Source organism: Rheinheimera gaetbuli (genome assembly GCF_054781935.1).
Genome location: NZ_BAAGTL010000012.1, coordinates 221,050 through 238,184, shown reverse-complemented (window position 1 = coordinate 238,184; position 17,135 = coordinate 221,050). Strand labels below are relative to the sequence as shown.

At 43.7% G+C, this 17,135-nt stretch carries 19 protein-coding genes; 4 read left to right on the top strand and 15 right to left on the bottom strand.

The annotated features are described in order from the left end of the window. Positions 1-94: 94 nt before the first annotated feature. From ACYVIC_RS11690 to ACYVIC_RS11665, 6 genes are all read right to left on the bottom strand, one after another. Positions 95-1,102 carry a hypothetical protein gene (locus tag ACYVIC_RS11690; RefSeq protein WP_460860130.1) on the bottom strand — a complete coding sequence of 336 codons (1,008 nt, stop codon included), beginning with the start codon at positions 1,100-1,102 and terminating at the stop codon, positions 95-97. Continuing rightward, positions 1,092-2,741, bottom strand: coding sequence for an AAA family ATPase (locus tag ACYVIC_RS11685; RefSeq protein WP_460860128.1), 1,650 nt, complete (start codon positions 2,739-2,741; stop codon positions 1,092-1,094). The genes ACYVIC_RS11690 and ACYVIC_RS11685 overlap by 11 nt, the downstream gene beginning before the upstream one ends. A 188-nt stretch (positions 2,742-2,929) precedes the next feature. Continuing rightward, positions 2,930-3,223: an addiction module antidote protein gene (locus ACYVIC_RS11680; protein ID WP_460860126.1), complete on the bottom strand. Its 294-nt coding sequence runs from the start codon at positions 3,221-3,223 to the stop codon at positions 2,930-2,932. Between the two features lie 54 nt (positions 3,224-3,277). After that, complete coding sequence (locus ACYVIC_RS11675; RefSeq protein ID WP_460860125.1) at positions 3,278-3,790, bottom strand: GNAT family N-acetyltransferase; 513 nt, start codon at positions 3,788-3,790, stop codon at positions 3,278-3,280. Positions 3,791-3,920: 130 nt separating this feature from the next. After that, the gene (gene lepB / locus ACYVIC_RS11670) at positions 3,921-4,841 is read right to left on the bottom strand and encodes a signal peptidase I (protein WP_460860123.1); all 921 of its coding nucleotides are present in this window, start codon (positions 4,839-4,841) and stop codon (positions 3,921-3,923) included. 240 nt (positions 4,842-5,081) lie between these two features. Then, positions 5,082-5,981, bottom strand: coding sequence for a LysR family transcriptional regulator (locus ACYVIC_RS11665; RefSeq protein WP_460860122.1), 900 nt, complete (start codon positions 5,979-5,981; stop codon positions 5,082-5,084). Positions 5,982-6,080: 99 nt separating this feature from the next. On the opposite strand from ACYVIC_RS11665, the gene ACYVIC_RS11660 reads away from it, so the two are divergent. Continuing rightward, positions 6,081-6,593: a lactoylglutathione lyase family protein gene (locus ACYVIC_RS11660; protein ID WP_460860120.1), complete on the top strand. Its 513-nt coding sequence runs from the start codon at positions 6,081-6,083 to the stop codon at positions 6,591-6,593. A gap of 64 nt (positions 6,594-6,657) precedes the next feature. Here the strand turns inward: ACYVIC_RS11660 and nadS are convergent, their stop codons facing one another. The 4 genes from nadS to ACYVIC_RS11640 form a co-directional block, all read right to left on the bottom strand. After that, positions 6,658-6,942 (bottom strand): NadS family protein, encoded by a 285-nt coding sequence (gene nadS / locus ACYVIC_RS11655; RefSeq protein ID WP_460860119.1) that lies wholly within the window; start codon positions 6,940-6,942, stop codon positions 6,658-6,660. Positions 6,943-7,159: 217 nt separating this feature from the next. Continuing rightward, positions 7,160-7,789: a hypothetical protein gene (locus tag ACYVIC_RS11650; protein WP_460860117.1), complete on the bottom strand. Its 630-nt coding sequence runs from the start codon at positions 7,787-7,789 to the stop codon at positions 7,160-7,162. After that, positions 7,782-8,414 (bottom strand): hypothetical protein, encoded by a 633-nt coding sequence (locus ACYVIC_RS11645; protein ID WP_460860115.1) that lies wholly within the window; start codon positions 8,412-8,414, stop codon positions 7,782-7,784. Before ACYVIC_RS11645 ends, ACYVIC_RS11650 begins: the two co-directional genes overlap by 8 nt. Positions 8,415-8,804: 390 nt before the next feature. Beyond that, entirely contained in the window at positions 8,805-9,551 is a 747-nt protein-coding gene (locus ACYVIC_RS11640; protein ID WP_460860114.1) for an esterase/lipase family protein, read from the bottom strand. A 162-nt stretch (positions 9,552-9,713) separates the two neighbouring features. Between ACYVIC_RS11640 and ACYVIC_RS11635 the strand changes: the two genes are divergently transcribed. Further along, the gene (locus tag ACYVIC_RS11635; RefSeq protein WP_460860112.1) at positions 9,714-10,016 is read left to right on the top strand and encodes a hypothetical protein; all 303 of its coding nucleotides are present in this window, start codon (positions 9,714-9,716) and stop codon (positions 10,014-10,016) included. An 85-nt stretch (positions 10,017-10,101) separates the two neighbouring features. Here ACYVIC_RS11635 and ACYVIC_RS11630 read toward each other — a convergent pair whose 3' ends face one another. Then, positions 10,102-11,031, bottom strand: a complete 930-nt coding sequence (locus ACYVIC_RS11630; RefSeq protein WP_460860111.1) for a hypothetical protein — start codon at positions 11,029-11,031, stop codon at positions 10,102-10,104. Positions 11,032-11,374: 343 nt separating this feature from the next. Between ACYVIC_RS11630 and ACYVIC_RS11625 the strand changes: the two genes are divergently transcribed. Next, on the top strand, positions 11,375-13,648 hold the full coding sequence (locus ACYVIC_RS11625) for an EAL domain-containing protein (RefSeq protein ID WP_460860109.1): 2,274 nt from the start codon (positions 11,375-11,377) through the stop codon (positions 13,646-13,648). 5 nt (positions 13,649-13,653) lie between these two features. Here the strand turns inward: ACYVIC_RS11625 and ACYVIC_RS11620 are convergent, their stop codons facing one another. After that, positions 13,654-14,457, bottom strand: coding sequence for a TlpA family protein disulfide reductase (locus ACYVIC_RS11620; protein ID WP_460860107.1), 804 nt, complete (start codon positions 14,455-14,457; stop codon positions 13,654-13,656). A gap of 132 nt (positions 14,458-14,589) precedes the next feature. On the opposite strand from ACYVIC_RS11620, the gene ACYVIC_RS11615 reads away from it, so the two are divergent. Continuing rightward, positions 14,590-14,928, top strand: a complete 339-nt coding sequence (locus ACYVIC_RS11615; RefSeq protein WP_460860104.1) for a YajD family HNH nuclease — start codon at positions 14,590-14,592, stop codon at positions 14,926-14,928. Positions 14,929-15,057: 129 nt separating this feature from the next. Here the strand turns inward: ACYVIC_RS11615 and ACYVIC_RS11610 are convergent, their stop codons facing one another. The 3 genes from ACYVIC_RS11610 to ybaK form a co-directional block, all read right to left on the bottom strand. Further along, positions 15,058-15,990 carry an ion transporter gene (locus tag ACYVIC_RS11610; protein WP_460860102.1) on the bottom strand — a complete coding sequence of 311 codons (933 nt, stop codon included), beginning with the start codon at positions 15,988-15,990 and terminating at the stop codon, positions 15,058-15,060. Between the two features lie 107 nt (positions 15,991-16,097). Then, the gene (locus ACYVIC_RS11605; RefSeq protein ID WP_460860100.1) at positions 16,098-16,577 is read right to left on the bottom strand and encodes a LabA-like NYN domain-containing protein; all 480 of its coding nucleotides are present in this window, start codon (positions 16,575-16,577) and stop codon (positions 16,098-16,100) included. A gap of 69 nt (positions 16,578-16,646) precedes the next feature. After that, complete coding sequence (gene ybaK / locus ACYVIC_RS11600; RefSeq protein WP_460860097.1) at positions 16,647-17,114, bottom strand: Cys-tRNA(Pro) deacylase; 468 nt, start codon at positions 17,112-17,114, stop codon at positions 16,647-16,649. Positions 17,115-17,135: the final 21 nt, after the last annotated feature.

Below are 17,135 nucleotides of genomic sequence, written 5' to 3'. Positions count from 1 at the left end.
GTTGTATACCAATAACAAGATAAACTTGCACATCTTGGCAAAAATACACAAATTGTGCGAGGCTAAAAACTCAACCTACTCAATTGATATGCCATTACTCCGAAAAAGATACACAAACATGATTACATTGAAATTTACTACCGTTAATATTCCCATGCTGCGTGAACGCTAAAACTGCATCGTAATCACAGTTAACATCCGACACACTTTCGAAATCAACTGTAGACGAAAACTCTAATGGCGAAAGTTCAGATACAAATTTGTAATACTTTGCATAAAACTCTTTAAAACCCGAAGGATTTCCGATGTAATAAACGACAAGATATGTTGAAACAAGCATTAAAGGATTGTAGTTGAAGATTAATTTTTCACAGTGGGACGTTATATTACCTTTATCCACAGACGTAAGTCTCAATGGCTCGATTATTGTTAGCCACTTCATTCCTTGAGTAATTACAAGATCAAGATTTCCTACGCCTTTTCCTGAGCCTGAACTTCCTAACCTCGGCTGGTCTTGTACCTCGTACCCTTTAAATTTTAGTAAATCTCGCAAATAATCATTGTGTTCGTTCTCAAGTTTGTTCCTTCGCGTATAAACCACAAAAGAGATTGCATGAATTAGATGAACAAGAAAATCATGCTTATTAAACGAAACCCCATTAAATTCATACTCAGATGATTTTACAATGTTAAACTCAGATATAAGGTGAACGCTTTGTGATTTTAATCGTTGCAAATCAGGTAAAAAATTATCATTTTTATTTGTAACAATATACCGCCGAGATGTAGAAGGAGCGTTTATAGCGATTTCCGCAAGAAAATTTTCATCTACGCGCATTGATTTATCAACTTTTGAGAAAAGAACTTTATTCCCCTTTCTTTCTAAACTTTTCCTCCACGTATTCAAATTATCAAATGCACTCTTGTTTTTACCTGCCCTCTCCAAGTACTCAAGCCAAAGCAGTTCACTATCATCCAATAACAAATGGTGAGGAGAATTAACTGTACTAGGAAGAAGAACATCAATAAAAAATTCTGGCTCCGATATCTTTTCTGAAATCAAATCAGGACAGAAGCAGTACAAGTTAAAATTAAACATCATCAACCTCTTTCAAATGCTTAATTTTTTCTACCTTTAACCTCTGAAACTTTATTGCATCATCAATTTCCAGATCCATAAATCCATCAGGCCAAGAAATATCCCCAACAGCAGTAAAATTAACTTTTGATATATCTGTCATACCATCATCTTTTCTATCTAAGTGATATATGTTTATGTTATTTTTAGAAAATTCTACACTTGGATCTAAGAACAAAATTTGAAGCCTTTTAATAATAATATCACTGTGAGTTTCTATTATTAGCTTTTTATCTTCTTTAACTGATATTGAAACAAGAACATTTGTTAACCAAGCTTGCATTTTGGGATGCAAATGAATTTCAGGCTGCTCTATTATAGTTAGTGAGTGGGGCGGACAAAGAAGGACCTGAACTAATATTGGTAAAACTTGTGAAATACCAAAACCAACATCCGTTAACTCCACGGTTACATTGTTTTGCTTCACGGTAATTCGATGTATTATGTCGTTCGTTTTTGCCGTAGATATTTTAATTCCAAAGTCTTTAAACAATTCGTTTACTCTGTCCAAAACTATAGGATTATTTTTTAATATCTCAGCTAATTGAGAACCATCATTAGAGTTTAGAACATTGTGCTGTGCGGATTTCTCAAGCAAATAATATCGCTGAGGAAAAGCCCGTAGCGGAGTTACATGATTTAGATTACTACCTGCTATACTTTTTGAAAAAAACCTAAGGACACCACCAATGTATGAACGAATATACTTAGAAAAAGGGTTTTTACATTTAACTGAAAAATCATCACTTAATAAAGTAAAGTTATTTAAGTCAATATCTCTAACTATATCTAACCTTGATCTTTCTAGAGAATACTTACAATAAATGTCACTCAATAACTCAATCTTTTTAGACTTAGATACAACCACCCCAATCACTAACTTCTTACTTGAGTTAAATATACTCAATCGCTTCAACTCACACTCTTGCCGAGCTGAGTTATATAATATTGAATATTCGATATACTTAACTTTACGAACGCTCTCAGGAATAGTAAAAACGTCAATCAAATCATTTAATCTAGATGTTTTTATTTTCTCAAATTTGTATTTATCAAAATCTTCTGAATTATGAAATTTAAAAGTCGTTTTTAACGCATTATTTAGTCCGACCTTAAAAGAATCAACTATACCATCCTTGAGCAGCGAATCGCTTTCAAACATAGCGCTATTATATACTACAGCCAAATACTCCATCGCTTTTCGATAAATATCCATATCAACATTGTTGTTCTTCCTTCTTGCTGTATATGCTATGAATCTACAATAACTATCGAGTTCATCTACCACATCTACTAATCTTAACTGCTTCAAACCCTTTTCAATAAAATCATCCGTGAGCCCCCAGCCAATCTTTATTTCATTATCAATGCATTTATCAGGGAAAATATTTATTGGCTCTCCCAGACTTGACTTACCTCCATTCAACCTCAGCAGACTACCATAAGAATTGTAATTATCCGCAGTTTGCGACAACATTAATAACAGATTCGTGATAGAACTTTTTCCACAACTATTTGCACCTAAAAGGATATTGATATTACTGATATCAAAATTTATTTTTCTAAAAGATTTATAATTTTCTGCTTGTAATGACTCAATCATATTCGTGGCCTATGCTATAGAATCTAAGAGCAGGTCTTGTCTTTTGCCTACTTCAGCTACAATGGAACCGGCTATCTAACCTTAAATCTGCTGTTACATTTACCGAAAAACTGAACTTGGTCAAGGCTTTATTTGCTACAAAAACTAAGGGCGCATTACTGTGCCCTTCTGTTGGTTTGATATGGCCGTTATGCCGCTGGCTTGACGCTAAATTGCAAGCCAAGCGCTTTGGCGACTTTTAATACCGTGCTTAGTTGCGGATTGCCATCAGCCGATAGGGCTTTGTATAAACTCTCTCGACCAAGGCCGGTATCACGCGCTAGTGTTGCCATGCCTTTGGCACGGGCAATATCCCCCAGCGCTTTGGCAACAAAGCTGGCATCACCATCACATTCGGCTATTGAGGCTTCAAGGTAGGCCGCCATCTCCTCTGGTGTACGCAGGTGCTGTGCTACGTCGTAATCCAGCAGTTTTGTCTTCATTTCTGAACCAAGGCTCCGTTGATAAACTAGATCTAGTTTAGCAGGCTGGCAGTATCATTCCGCGTCAAAATGGTAGATATGATCTGCATAGCGTTTACCGCCAATGCTATGTGCATCTGGCTCCTTTGCTACCAGCTTAAACCCGGCTTTTTGCAATACCCGCTCTGATGCCACATTGCCTACAGTGACCACTGCTTTAAAGCGGTTGATACGCGGTGTCACTGCGGCCCATTGAATAAGCGCTTGTAGCGATTCAGTGCCAAAACCCTGACCATGAAACTCGGGCAGCAATAAATACCCCACTACAGCCCTACCCTCTGACATTCCCATGCCGGTAACCCCAATAGCCTTACCAGTATCATGATGGCGCATAACCAGACATAGCCAGTGGCTGGCGTCTTTGTGCCATGGCTGCAGTCGTGACTGAAATTTCTGCTGTAACTCAGCGTCTGTTGGTTCATCAAAACACTGCGCTATAACGTCGGGAGTCTTGTGTAGTAGCTGAAACAGAGGCCAGTCTTGTTGTGTAAGTGGCGTCATCACAAGCCGTTCAGAACGGATGTTCATTGAGCAAACTCTCACCTGATTAAATTACATACAAATAATGCTATTACAGTTAGCTATAAACCTAAACGGGTCAAGGCTTTATTTGCTGCAAAAGCTAAGGGCGCAATAATGCGCCCCTACGTTGAATTAGTTAGAAAATATACACGGCTTTACCGACAATATTTTGCTCAGGCACAAAGCCCCAATATCTGCTGTCCAGACTGTTATCGCGATTATCCCCCATAACAAAATAATGCCCGGCCGGAACCAGCCATTCCCCAGTGCGCATGCCCGGTTGACGGAAGTAATGTTGTATAAAGTCCGGTTTAGCAGTGTTCTGCAGGATTTGATACTTTTGCCCGTCCAGCGTCTCCTGATATTGTGAAATCTCACTCGCAGCTGCGTTATCCAATTCCACATTATCAATCAGCTCGTATTCCGAGCAGCCATTGCACGCTCTGGTTAGATATAGGCGTTTATGTTGATAGTAAATTTTATCTCCCGGACCTGCTATTACCCGCTTGATGAAATCTGTTGTTTCATTTTCGGGCTTTCTAAACACGACTATGTCACCACGTTGTACTGTCGCGGTTGATTTAGTTTGCAACACAGGTATTCCAGCATAAGAATAGTTACCAAAACCATGCTTACTAACAACGACATGATCTCTGGGATTTAACGCCGGGCTCATTGATGCTGCGGGAATAGAGTACACGTCATAAAAGAAGGTTTTGGTAACAAACACTGACGAGTAAACCGCGATGACACAGAGCAACGTTGTCCACCATTTTGCCCACCAGCTTCTTTTTTGTGAAACATCATAGTTAGCGCTAAGGATATAGGCATGTATGGCACAAGCGATGGTAATGGCGTATGGCCAATACTGCGCTTTGCCACCTTCTGAAAATAGTGCCGCGCCTATTGGATACTGCGTAAGAAAAATGCAGCCCAGTGTCAAAGCGATGTAAAAGAAAAAATAGCGTGGCCGGTTTACGTATAAAAATACAAAGGGTTGAAACAGTAAGCCAAAAGATATGGCAATCCAGCTGTTAGGTTTCCATTCTGTATACACATTACTTCCTTAAAAAACGCCGGATCTGAAAAAACTAAAATTATCTGAACTATCAGGCTCAAACTCTCAGTGCCAGATATTGCCGTTTGCCTGGCTATTCCAGCTAGCACCGGAACAGGTTAGTTAACCTTAAATTTGTTGTTACATTTACCGAAAAACCAAACTTGGTCAAGGCTTTATTTGCTGCAAAAGCTAAGGGCGCAATAATGCGCCCTTACGTTGGTTTTGCTCGCGGCACTTCTAGTTACTTAACCGTGCCAAAATCGCTGTTTTTAGTGTGTCGTACCGGGCTGCTAACTGGCGATGACGCGACTGTACAAAGTATAACGGCTCTACCACCGGCTTTGGTGCCCGGTACATCGCCACTTTTGCTGCCTCGCTAAACTGCAGTAAGGTGCTGGCTGGCAGTACCGTAAAACCCAGCCCCATACTTACCGGCAGTAAAATTTGTGATAACTGATTAATCCGCCCTGAGCGTTTAAATAGTGCCGGATCGCACGAGGCCAGGGCGCCATCACCACAATGGCTGAAGTACAGGTTCAGATAGTGCAGTGCGTCCGGATGCTGAATTAACCCCAGTGATTGCAGCGTTTTTACAATATCAGCACTATTAGTATTATCAGCGCGATCTGCCGGCAACATCAGACCCAGTGGTTCGCTGCCGCAGCTTTGATAACTGAAATTGTCGTTATCATCACGCTTGGTGCTGATACCCAAGTCAATATGGGATTGCGCTATACCCTGCAAAATACTGCTTTGCGGTGCCACTTCAAGCTCAATACACAAACGCGGGTGCTGCGACTGCAGCAATAACACCGCAGGGTAAATACGCTGCGCCAAAGCGCCTGAACAGGCAATGCTGCAATGCCCTTCGAATGGTGAGTCGAACTTCAAGCTATCAAGCAGCTTATCCTCGTGTTGCTGCAACGCCAGCGCATATTGATATACCTTGCGGCCCTGCTCAGTAAGCTCAACCCCTTTGCCTAAGCGCAGCAACAGCTCAGCGTCACAGGCTTGCTCCAGCTTTTTCAGGTGCTGGCTTACCCCTGGCTGAGTCATAAAACGTAATTCTGCGGTGCGGGTAAAACTGCCGCTTTCAACCAGGCTAACAAAGGTTTGCAGCCACAATGGATTTAGCATCTATAAATTCATGTTATCAATTTTATAACTAATCATAATTTTTTATTTCTACCCTGTCCAGCTACCATAGCAACACCTTAACAAAGCAGGAGTTTAGCCATGGCAGATAATTCAAAGGTGTATCCACGAACCTTTTCGCATATTGGTATTTCAGTACCGGATTTAGAAGCTGCGGTAGAATTTTATACCGGGGTACTGGGTTGGTATTTAATTATGCAGCCAACCGAGATCATTGAAGATGATTCAGCCATCGGCCAGATGTGCACTGATGTATTTGGTGCAGGTTGGCAGAAATTTCGCATTGCGCACTTATCTACCGGCGACCGGGTGGGTGTTGAGTTGTTCCAGTTTAACAATCAGCAAAACCCCGACAACAACTTTGAATACTGGAAAACCGGCGTGTTTCACTTTTGTGTGCAAGACCCGGATGTTGAAGGCCTGGCAGAGCGCATTGTTGCAGCCGGCGGCAAAAAGCGCATGAAAGCGCCGCGCTATTACTACCCTGGCGAGAAACCGTATCGCATGATTTATATGGAAGACCCGTTTGGTAATATTCTGGAAATTTACAGCCACAGCTATGAGTTACATTATGCCAACGGCGCCTATAACTAACAGCCACTGTAAAAGTTAAGGGCGCAATAATGCGCCCCTGCATTAGTTTGGTGTACTAGCCAGCTTAATGCGCGGCCAATTGGTGGTAGAACTCGGGGTTATCCTGAATAGTGGCCAGCACTTTGGCTGCAAGGCCGGTTGGATTGCAGCGCTTGCTCTCCCAGCTTTTTATCGTATCAACACTGGTACTCAACGCTTGGGCTAACTGGGCCTGAGTAATGGCTAAACTTTCACGCAGGGTTTTAACATCTGCCACTTTACAGAGGGTCACACGGCTTGTCGTTTTCTGGCCTTGCTTAATCTTCATAGCTTCGGCCAGAGAATCCTTTAGATCGTTAAAGATACTCATACTTCACCTCGTCCGCAAAAACAGAGTTCAGTGTAGACCTAATATACTTATTCACTAACACAGCTACTAATCAGAGTAATATGCTGCGCAGTTATGCAGGTTTTGCTCGCTTTAGTTACCGATTAACTGCACGCTGTCGTTTGCCTGAACTCAAAGATCCAGTTTAACCAATATCTTCCTTCGATCTCCTACTTAAATACTTTGATAAAGTGTACTATCAGTAATTTATAGCCGGAAGAGACTGAATATTAATCAGTTTTGCACCATCCATGTCTTCAAGTAAGAGTTTTAAGCTGTCTGCTTCATTCAAATGCTTAATGGTATCCGGATTGAGACTTGTACCTAACCTTATGTTAGGGTCGGCTAATTCTGTTTTCAAAAAGGAGTCGATACCGACTTCAAGTTGAGGTGCCATTATGATTATTTCACCTTCTTCACGTTCAGAAATTAGCCCTTTAGCTATTTCGACATTTTTTGCAATCGATAATCTTTTTCCTTTGAATTCATTTAGACTAAACCGATGCCATACTTCTACATTTGATGGATAATCAACTGGATCTCTAATAGGAAAGACCCATTTGTCCAATACCAAAAAGTTACCACCGCATTTACCACTTCCACCGCAACCACCACCCGAAACCCTGCCAATATTGATTGGAGCATTTATAATAAAGCATACGACGGCATAAATTTTTTCATCCCTTTTAATTATCTGAGATTGGCTAATTTCCAACACTTGTAAATTTTCCAGACTTATCTCTACTTCGCTACAACTCTCGTCTGCATTAACATGTGACATAAAGAGGAATTGGAGAATTGCTATTGATGCAATAAAGTATCTAATCATTTATATATTCCTTTTTAAGTAAATTTAATGTTTGACCATGTACACATACAGAAACCTTTTCCGGAAAGTCGTCTTTGGGGAGATTGATAAAAATTTTCTTGCAGTTCTTCAGGATACTTTCACTTGCTGGCATTGAATACTCAACGATGTAATCGGGAGGCTTTACCGTCCAGTATTCATTTTTCAAGACACCACCTAACGTTGACATTGATGCGCCTATAATGATTGCCGCCAGCCCGGAAGCTCCTGTTTTGACATCAAACGAAAAACCTGCACCTGAACCAAAAGCTTCAAACCCACCATCATTAAAGCCCAATACAACAAACAACAAACCTATTGATATAACTGAAAACCCTATCTGAATAACTGCAACCTTCATGACTTGTTTATTTATCATTGTTTTCTGATTGGCTTGCTCAGCGATTATGACAGAATATAAAGCGTAATCATTGGCAGTATTAAGCAATGGCTTGACATCCCTAAATGAATTTATAATATTATCTGAGTTGTCGTTTTTGACAGAGTTTTGTAGATTATTGATATTCTCTATGACATTAAAAAGTAAGAATACGGGAATGAAAATACCTAAAATAATACCTGCCAAAAGCCGAAGCAAGTTACCCATGACGTCCTCCTTTTCGCCTACTAAACATGACTATTTTCTGGTTAATTATTAACCAATACGTCAGTCAACATCATGTTCAGTAAAAAATCAAATTATCAGAACCAGAAAAAGCTTAAATTGGCTGAGAAGCTAAATGAGCTAAGGCTCAAGTCCTGAGATGCAAATGTTTGCAAAAACTTGAGGGATAAGAAAATAGTTATAAAAATCAGGACTAAATTACAAACGTTTTGTAAATACTGTGACTTAAGTTGTAAGTCTGGAGCGAGTTACTCTTTATTCAGGATAAGGTCTCGCCTTTTACCCACCCCCTCAAAAACCACCGAACAAGATTATTAAACCTTTTATTTGCTGTTATATTTAAAGGGACAAAAATCATGTAACAGAATTAAATCAACTTAGCTTCGTCTTTAACTGTGCCGGACAAGCAAATTGCTGTGCGCTGTCGCCAAAAAAGCTGCCGCTGCGCAAAAAATGCAGCACCTGGTCAATGACCTGTTGCCGTTTCATCAGAAACGGATGCGATACAGCTACCGTAACCAACGCGCACATGCCTTGTACTTTGGTATTTTCAACCGACACCTTGCCATCATCCGGGTTGGGCAAGAAGGTAGATAACATAAGGTTAATAGAGCTGGTACCGGCAATAACGCCCAGCTCAAAACTGACCGGTCCCAGCTGTTTGGGTATGTCGTGCTTGCCGGTGCCCAGTTGCATACCGGCCGGGCCGTTAAATGCTTCAAAGCCCGGTACATCTTTTAAATTATCGACCACCTGGCTACCCTGATTTGGTGGTCCCATCATCACTACGCGGCCTAAATCTGTAATAACGTTATCCTGCAGATATTGGCGCAGCAAAATACCGCCCATTGAATGGGTAACAAAATGAATAGCTCGGCTTTGTTTTTCCCGGCACTGCACTAATGCCGGCGTAATAGCCATCGGCGCCAGCGCTTCTACGCTATAGTCACGCGACGGATAATCAACATTCACGCTATGGTAACCGGCGTCATCAAGCGCTTGCTGCAAAGTCTCCATCGCACTGGCGCTGCGGGCTAGGCCGTGCAGCAACACAACACAGTCTTTAGCGCTGCTGTTAAACGACATAAGTAACAAAACAACTAACAATGTTATTCGCATAATGTTCCTTTAGGTTGCAAGGTGCAGGCTTGCGGCTGTTTTATCTATACAAACCTGATGGACAAAAAAATAATTAAAAAAGTTTGTCACACTACTCTTAGCTGCCGTGTCTTGGTTATGAAGCTGGTTAAACACACTGATTAAAATCTAAAGGACACTACTATGACTCAGTTAAACAACAACACCAATAACGCTTACCGTTTAGCAAAAAAACCAACCTTAACTACCGATTTGGTGCTAACCACTTTTGCCGTGGTTGTTTTTATGCAGGCAGCCACTTATAGCTCTGGTTGGTTTTTGCCTGTTGCTACCTACATTATTGCCGTAGCAGCCTTGTTCGCCACTATCAACCGCCACAGCGCCAGCCCGGTAAGTAAACTATGGCTTACTGCTATCAACGCGCTGGGCTGCACTGGATTAATCGCTGCGCTGTGGTTTAGCGGCAAAATGGCCGTGCTGTTTTAACGGCACTGCGCCATCAAGCAGCGTGCAGTGAATGGCGGGTTTCACCGGCAAAGGCAAACGACATAAGCGGCGCATCCAGCAGCTATTAGTCGCTGTGCAAGTACAAAGTACCATTGGCTTGTATGATGCTTAACCACTGCTCTGACATTGCCATTGCCTGCTCAATTTCCTCTGGCGTAAATACTGACTGCCCCCTTTGCTGAAACCAGTTGTAGCGGTTGTACAACTCGGTGTCGTCGGTTAGCTCCATAATCATCTGGTTAAACGCATAAGCTTGTAAGCGGCCATCTTTCCCTACAGTTTGTGCATGATGCAGTTGCGACAGCTTTATCAGCGCTTTAAGGCTGCCGTGCTGTGCAGCAGAAGATAAAAAGTCGACTTGCTGTTGAATAAAGCCACTACGTTTGGCGACATAGCCATTACGCTCGAGGCTGGCATAACCTGTCGCGAGCATATACTGCTCTGGCGTTATCATCGCTATCGCTTCTTGTGCTGGCACATAACCCTTGCTGGCAGCCATGGCTAGATAAGCATAAAACTGGTTACGCTGTTGCTTATCAACACCCAAACAAAAGTCATAGCGTTCAGAAATATGTGCTGCTGCCTCGCCATTATCGTTAAACTGGTAGGCTTGTTGCAACCGCTCAGCCAGTGCGGCGGCGTCTTCTGGCACTACATAACAGTTTCGCAGGTTCATGCCCAACACATAGGCCGCTTCACTATCGCCCTGCTGTGCAGAGTGATTTAAGCGACTAAAGTGTGACAGCAAATTGCTGTCCAGCGCCCAGTCTGGCCTTGTCATAATCACCAGTTTGCCGTCATTATCTGTAGCTGTACCGAGCTTTGCGTTGCTCAGCGGATCGTGATCGGCAGTTACATTCTCTACAGGTTTACGCGCTATAGTGCTATCTTGCAGCGGTTGCGGTTTATCACCTTCAGCTGCAACAGCTGCTGTGCTGCTATATCTGTTTGCCAGCCATAGGGCGGCTAAAACCAGCAGTAATACAACAGCCAACTGGGTTTTTATGTTAGATCTGGTGAGAAAATTAATAACAGTGATCCTCTGCTTGGTTTGCTGGCCGGTTTAGTTTTTAGTTTGTCTCACCAATATGCGAGCTTGCGGCTTTAGCGCATAACGTCGGAGCAGTATGAATTTAGCTCTGCAAAGACGAACTGTCATTTTGGTGTCAGGTAGTGTTGCTAACATGTTTTTACTACACGGGCTAAGTATTTATTTGTGCAACATTGTGCATCATACTGCAATAAGTTAACATCTAGCCGAACACTAATAATTTTAATAAGTTACCTTTAGACAACACCGCAAGGATGGCTCTGTAGTCTTTTAACACGGAAAACCTATGCTAAGCCGTATTAAACGTTTACTACTGTTAACCGAGCCTGATCTCAACTCTGCTTCGGTAGAACATCTGCAACAAAGTACCTTACGAATTATCCTAAGTGCTGGCTTGCTGTTGGTGCTGGTCATCGTTTTACACAGCTCATGGCAAGCTTACCAGGTTAAAGCCTGGTACATTATCGGGATCACTGTAAGTTTCTATACGGTCTTATTATTAGCGCTGTATTTTTCGTCCAAATTACTGCAGTTCAGCAAAACCCTACTATTGATAACCGTGTTCGCCGCGGGGTTTTGCATGCTGCTGTTTATCGACGATTTTGAGTTGTCAAAACTCGGGGTTATTTTTGTTTATACGGCTCCGATTATTGCCATGTTGTTTTTTTCACGCAACATGACAATCGCTGTAATGCTGCTTAACTTTATCCCTTATTATTATTTGATATGGGGAACGGGGCCGGTAAATTTATTTGATATATCAATAACTTTACCAGCAACACCCATCTATTTGCATAGCTTACTGTTTTTATTTTTTAACCTGTGTATCCCGCTGGCGGTTATGCGGGTTATTAGCACCTTAAAGCGTAATGCCCGCTCGCTTGAGCTACAAAATACCGTTATAAGCCAAAGTAACACCATGTATGAGGATATTTTTGATCATCAAAGTAAGGCAATGTTGCTGTTAACCCATGACGGCAAAATTTTAAAAGCAAATGCTAAAGCAGATCAGATTCTGGGTATTACGATCAGTAACCATACAGGTATAAAAAATATTGCCGCCCTGGTAACACCACAGGGCACAGATAATGCGCATTTTTGGCTAGGCCACGAGACAGAATGTCTGATACAAGGTTCTGCGTCTGGCTATATCATGCTGAATCATCTGTGTCGCACTGAGCAGCAACATCATCTTGTACAAATGGATGATCTGACACAGCTAAAACAACTACACCAGAAAATCACCTCCAACAAACAGAAACAAAATTTGTGGCGAAACTACGACAAATTAACTGCACTACCAGAATGTCGCTTTTTTTTGCAATTAATAAAACAATACGCCACTTGTAAAGCTGGCAGCCTGATGATTATTGTTAGGCTGTGCAACATAAAAGCCTTTAACCACCAACATAGCTATCATGCCGGCGACGAGCTGTTAGCGTCATTTGCCAGCGAGTTCCGTAATTGCATCCCCGAGCAAGCATTGGCGGCAAGATTACGTGGGGTTAAGTTTGTATTGTGGCTACCACTACCAGAGCACAGTACCTCATTTAGCGAAGAAACAGCGAATATTCACCGGCTGTTGCCTAAAGTACTCGCGCTTAGCAACGGCGACTTTAAACCTGTCTACGAGCTGGGTATTAGTGTATCAAACCAGGTTACTGCGCAACCGGAACTTATGCTTGAGCAGTGCGAAGCGGCACTGGAATCTGCCGATGCGTATACCAAACCGCTGGCATTTTACCAGGCCGATGTATTAGAGCAGAAAAACCAACAGCTGCGTTTATTGCATGAATTTAAGCAAGGCTTGGTCGCAAATGCATTGCAGCTTTGGCTACAACCAAAAGTAACACCTGATGGCACAATTATCAGTTTCGAAGCGCTGCTTCGCTGGCAAGATGCAGCAGGCAACTTTATTGCACCAAACCATCTTGTTGAATTGGCTGAGCAATATGGTTTTATTTCGCAGCTCTCATCCGCTGTTTTGAAAAAAGCGATAGAGATTATTAATCACTTTACGGCGCAAGACATTCGCTATCCGGTGGCAATTAATCTTACCGGCTCAGACCTACTGTGTGACGCCTTTTACAACCAGCTAATTGATCTGGCTACGCACCAAGCGCCTTTGCTGAACATGCTACAGCTTGAGTTAACAGAAAACAGCATTGTCCAGCATCAACAACCCCTATTTAACAAAATGCAGGTGTTAAGCCGCCTTGGCTTCGACATCGCGCTGGATGATTTTGGCACTGGCCAGGCGTCTTTAAGTACCTTAAGCAAACTTCCGGTTAGTACCATAAAACTAGACAAAACCTTCTTACTGCACCTACCCGGCGATCAGCGACAAGCTCAGCTTGTACAATCCATAATGCAGCTGGCAAAGACGCTTAAGCTAACATTGATTTTAGAAGGTGTAGAGACCGACTCACAGCGTCGCTTTTTAAAGACACTAGGAGCTCAAGTTGTACAAGGCTACTTTTTCTCCAAACCAAAGCCGCTGCAACACTGGGTTTCAGTGCTAACAGAAAAGCCACCAGAAAATATTGAGTGGCCAGCTTAAAGATGTCACCTGCCGGCTTTGGCCATCCCCTGAAGCAAGATAGCATGCGACAACTCACCAAAGTGCGCTGCCGCCAGGCTGCCATCGGCAGAAAAAAACAAGGTAGCCGGCACGCCCTGCGCACCGTAATAGCTGGCAACATCACCGCGGTAATCCAGCAGCACATTGTCAAAAGCTAACTGGTGTTGGCGCAAGTACTGCTGCACGGTAGCGCGATTTTCCTGCAGGTTAACCATAATAACGCTGATATCGGCATACTGCTGCTGTGCTTTTAACAGCGCCGGCATCTCGCGGTGGCATGGCGGGCACCAACTGGCCCAGATATTCATCACCACAGGTTTACCCTGTGCCAGTTGCACCAACCCAACCTGATAGCCCGATAAACTCTCCAGGGGGATGTCGGCCAGTACCTGCTGTTGTTGCTGCGAATGTAACCAGGCGCTGCCAAGCGAAAAACTCAAAGCCGTGCTGATGGCCCCAGCCGCCATAGCGCGTTTTAGTAGCGGATGGCGTTTAAACTGCAACATCAGTAATACCAGCGCCGCCAATACAGTAGCGGCGATGTCGATACCGCGGTCTCGAAAATCCAGCATCTGCCACAGGCTGTCATAACTGTCGGCAAAGCGGATAACAAAGATTAACCGGCCGAATAATAAAGCGCCAAGCAATACCAGCAACAACGGGTCTGTAGCGCTATTGCCGCTGCGCCTTGCAACAATACGGGCGACAATAAGTCCGCAGACACTACTTAACAGCAACAGCAATACCGCAGTGGGCAGTGATAGCGGCCCCAGGGAAACACTTAACATAAATACATCCGTTTGTTTGCGCAACGACAGCTAATGGCATGCCGGGCGCAGAATAGTTAAACAAGCATTGCTTCAGCCGCTATGGCTGCTAAAATCGGCCTTAATGTTAACACGCAGCAAAGCAGAACCATTATGAGCAAAACCAACAGCGGCGCCCTGGCCTATCAGCAGCAGGAACAAGGCTATCGCGATAAAGCGCTGAAGATGTACCCCTGGGTGTGCGGCCGCTGCGCCCGTGAATTTGTGCATTCCAATTTGCGCGAATTAACCGTGCATCATATTGATCACAACCACAGCAATAACCCCTCCGATGGCAGCAACTGGGAGTTACTATGTATTTATTGCCACGACAACGAGCACAATAAATTCCACGAATTTATACTGTACGGCGGCACCACTGAGCAAAAAGTCGCGCCGGCGACCCATAACCCCTTTGCTGATTTAAAAGCGTTGTTAAATAAGTCGAAGTAATAATCGTTAGCGCCCGGCGATCTGCAGTAAACGTTCAGCATGTTGCAGGCGCTCCAACCAGAAGCTCAGCAACTCTTGGCTTAAACAGCAATGACCACTGCAGCAGGCACAGGTGTAAAACTTAGCCATTTATTTGTCATCGCTACTGTGATGCAGCGTCTGATAACGCCTCTCCATCAACTCACGCAAAATCGCCGCCTCGGTATGGCTGATCCCCAGCTCGGCACGCAGACGTTTAAGCGCCGGCTCGGCATCAGCCATTACTCTACCATCTTTAAATGCCTGCTCCAGCGCCAGTTGAAAAAACTGTCGCCGCCGGGATAACTGCTCAGAAAAACCCGACGCCAGAATACCCGCCGGCAGCGCTACCATACCAATACCGACAATAGTAATTAAACCGCCAAATAAGCGGCCCAAATCGGTAACCGGGGTTACATCACCATACCCCACCGTGGTGAGAGTAACCAACGACCACCACATGGCCTGTGGGATAGAGCTAAAGTGTTGTGGTTGCACATCTTTTTCTAAAGTATACATAGCACATGCCGCCACCAGCATAATAATAAACAACACCGAAAACGCAGCAAACAGCGAATAACGTTCTTCTTTAAACACGTTTAGCAACAGCTGCATGGCGCGTGAGTAGCGACTGAGTTTAAATACGCGCAGTAGACGAAACACCCGCAAATAACGTAAATCGATGTGAAAAAAGAAACCAAGATAAAACGGTAAAATAGCCAGTAAGTCTATAATAGCCAGCGGCGAACACATATAACGTAAGCGTTTTTGCAAGTTAGTACCTGCTTGTTGCTGAAATGGCAAGGTATCAACACAGCTCCAAATCCTGGCGGCATATTCAAGCGTAAAAATACCGATAGAAACCAGTTCAAAATAGAAAAAATGTCGGTTATACAACCGGTCAATCGGCTCTATTGACTGCAACACCAACGCTATAATATTCAGGCCAATCAGCAGAATTAACAGTATATCCACCCAAACATAGCGCTTATCGTGTTCTGTGGATGGCTCCAGACATTTCGCCATAACGCTACGTGATAGCATCGTTTTCCCTCATTGGCATGCTTGTAATTTACGAATAACCTGATGTTGCCATACTACCAAACCAGCGCCGGCTTAAGCGCAGCAACAGGCTGTTGAGTTAGCGCGATTTACCTTGGTAGCAGCAGGGCTTCGTCAATCGCAATAAAACGGCTGGCGGCTTTTACCAGCGCCTGAGCGGTTAAGCCTGCCACACCGTAAACTTCTACTTCGGTGTTATATTTAGTGGTTAGTTTGTCTGCCAGCAGGCCGAAATCGCCATCGCCTGAGGCCAGTACCAGTACATTGCTGTGCTGGCCGTATTCAATTGCATCTAACGTTATACCGACATCCCAGTCACCTTTAGCACTGCCGTCAGCACGCTGAATAAAGGGCTTAAGTTTTACCTTAAAGCCGATGGCGCGCAGAATATTCTGAAACTGCCGCTGCTTCTCATCGCCCCGGTCAATGGCATAGGCAATAGCTTTGACTACAGTACGGCCAGCAGTAACCTGACGCCAAAAAGCGTTGTAATCAAAATTTCGGCCAAAGGCCTCGCGGCTGGTGTAATAGATGTTTTGCACATCGACCAAAATGGTCACACTGCTCATTGCAATATCCGGTTGGTTAAAGCCGACACGCTAACCGCCAATAACGTTGAGTGCAACCGTTTTCAAGCGCTACAGGCAAATCTTGGCAAACTGCGCCTGTAACAGCTGGCATAAATCCTCTGCCGCAAGCTCAATTTCCAGACCGCGCTTGCCTGCACTGACGTAAATAGTGCTGAATGGCGTTGCTGAACTATCAATTAGCGTTGGCAACCGTTTTTTCTGTCCCAGCGGGCTAACGCCACCCAAAACATAACCGGTACTGCGCATTACATCTGCTGCATTAGCCATTTCAGCTTTTTTTACGCCCAACGCCTTTGCCGCCAGTTTCATACTTAACTGCTGACTTACCGGCAGCACAGCCACTGCCAGTTGCTTGCCATCCAGCTGCAACACCAGTGTTTTAAACACCTGCGCCGGGTTTAGCGCCAGTTTTTCTGCTGCCTCAAGGCCATAGGATGCCGCTGCCGGATCATGCTGATACTGATGCACGGTATAAGCTATACCCTGCTGCTTCGCCAAATCTATAGCGGGTGTCATCGTTGTCCTCTCTGTTTCACA

Bases quoted from the DNA above. Each gene is read 5' to 3' on its own strand.
- ACYVIC_RS11690 (WP_460860130.1), bottom strand. From the start codon at position 1,102: ATGATGTTTAATTTTAACTTGTACTGCTTCTGTCCTGATTTGATTTCA.
- ACYVIC_RS11685 (WP_460860128.1), bottom strand. From the start codon at position 2,741: ATGATTGAGTCATTACAAGCAGAAAATTATAAATCTTTTAGAAAAATA.
- ACYVIC_RS11680 (WP_460860126.1), bottom strand. From the start codon at position 3,223: ATGAAGACAAAACTGCTGGATTACGACGTAGCACAGCACCTGCGTACA.
- ACYVIC_RS11675 (WP_460860125.1), bottom strand. From the start codon at position 3,790: ATGAACATCCGTTCTGAACGGCTTGTGATGACGCCACTTACACAACAA.
- ACYVIC_RS11665 (WP_460860122.1), bottom strand. From the start codon at position 5,981: ATGCTAAATCCATTGTGGCTGCAAACCTTTGTTAGCCTGGTTGAAAGC.
- ACYVIC_RS11660 (WP_460860120.1), top strand. From the start codon at position 6,081: ATGGCAGATAATTCAAAGGTGTATCCACGAACCTTTTCGCATATTGGT.
- nadS (WP_460860119.1), bottom strand. From the start codon at position 6,942: ATGAGTATCTTTAACGATCTAAAGGATTCTCTGGCCGAAGCTATGAAG.
- ACYVIC_RS11650 (WP_460860117.1), bottom strand. From the start codon at position 7,789: ATGATTAGATACTTTATTGCATCAATAGCAATTCTCCAATTCCTCTTT.
- ACYVIC_RS11645 (WP_460860115.1), bottom strand. From the start codon at position 8,414: ATGGGTAACTTGCTTCGGCTTTTGGCAGGTATTATTTTAGGTATTTTC.
- ACYVIC_RS11640 (WP_460860114.1), bottom strand. From the start codon at position 9,551: ATGCGAATAACATTGTTAGTTGTTTTGTTACTTATGTCGTTTAACAGC.
- ACYVIC_RS11635 (WP_460860112.1), top strand. From the start codon at position 9,714: ATGACTCAGTTAAACAACAACACCAATAACGCTTACCGTTTAGCAAAA.
- ACYVIC_RS11625 (WP_460860109.1), top strand. From the start codon at position 11,375: ATGCTAAGCCGTATTAAACGTTTACTACTGTTAACCGAGCCTGATCTC.
- ACYVIC_RS11620 (WP_460860107.1), bottom strand. From the start codon at position 14,457: ATGTTAAGTGTTTCCCTGGGGCCGCTATCACTGCCCACTGCGGTATTG.
- ACYVIC_RS11615 (WP_460860104.1), top strand. From the start codon at position 14,590: ATGAGCAAAACCAACAGCGGCGCCCTGGCCTATCAGCAGCAGGAACAA.
- ACYVIC_RS11610 (WP_460860102.1), bottom strand. From the start codon at position 15,990: ATGCTATCACGTAGCGTTATGGCGAAATGTCTGGAGCCATCCACAGAA.
- ACYVIC_RS11605 (WP_460860100.1), bottom strand. From the start codon at position 16,577: ATGAGCAGTGTGACCATTTTGGTCGATGTGCAAAACATCTATTACACC.
- ybaK (WP_460860097.1), bottom strand. From the start codon at position 17,114: ATGACACCCGCTATAGATTTGGCGAAGCAGCAGGGTATAGCTTATACC.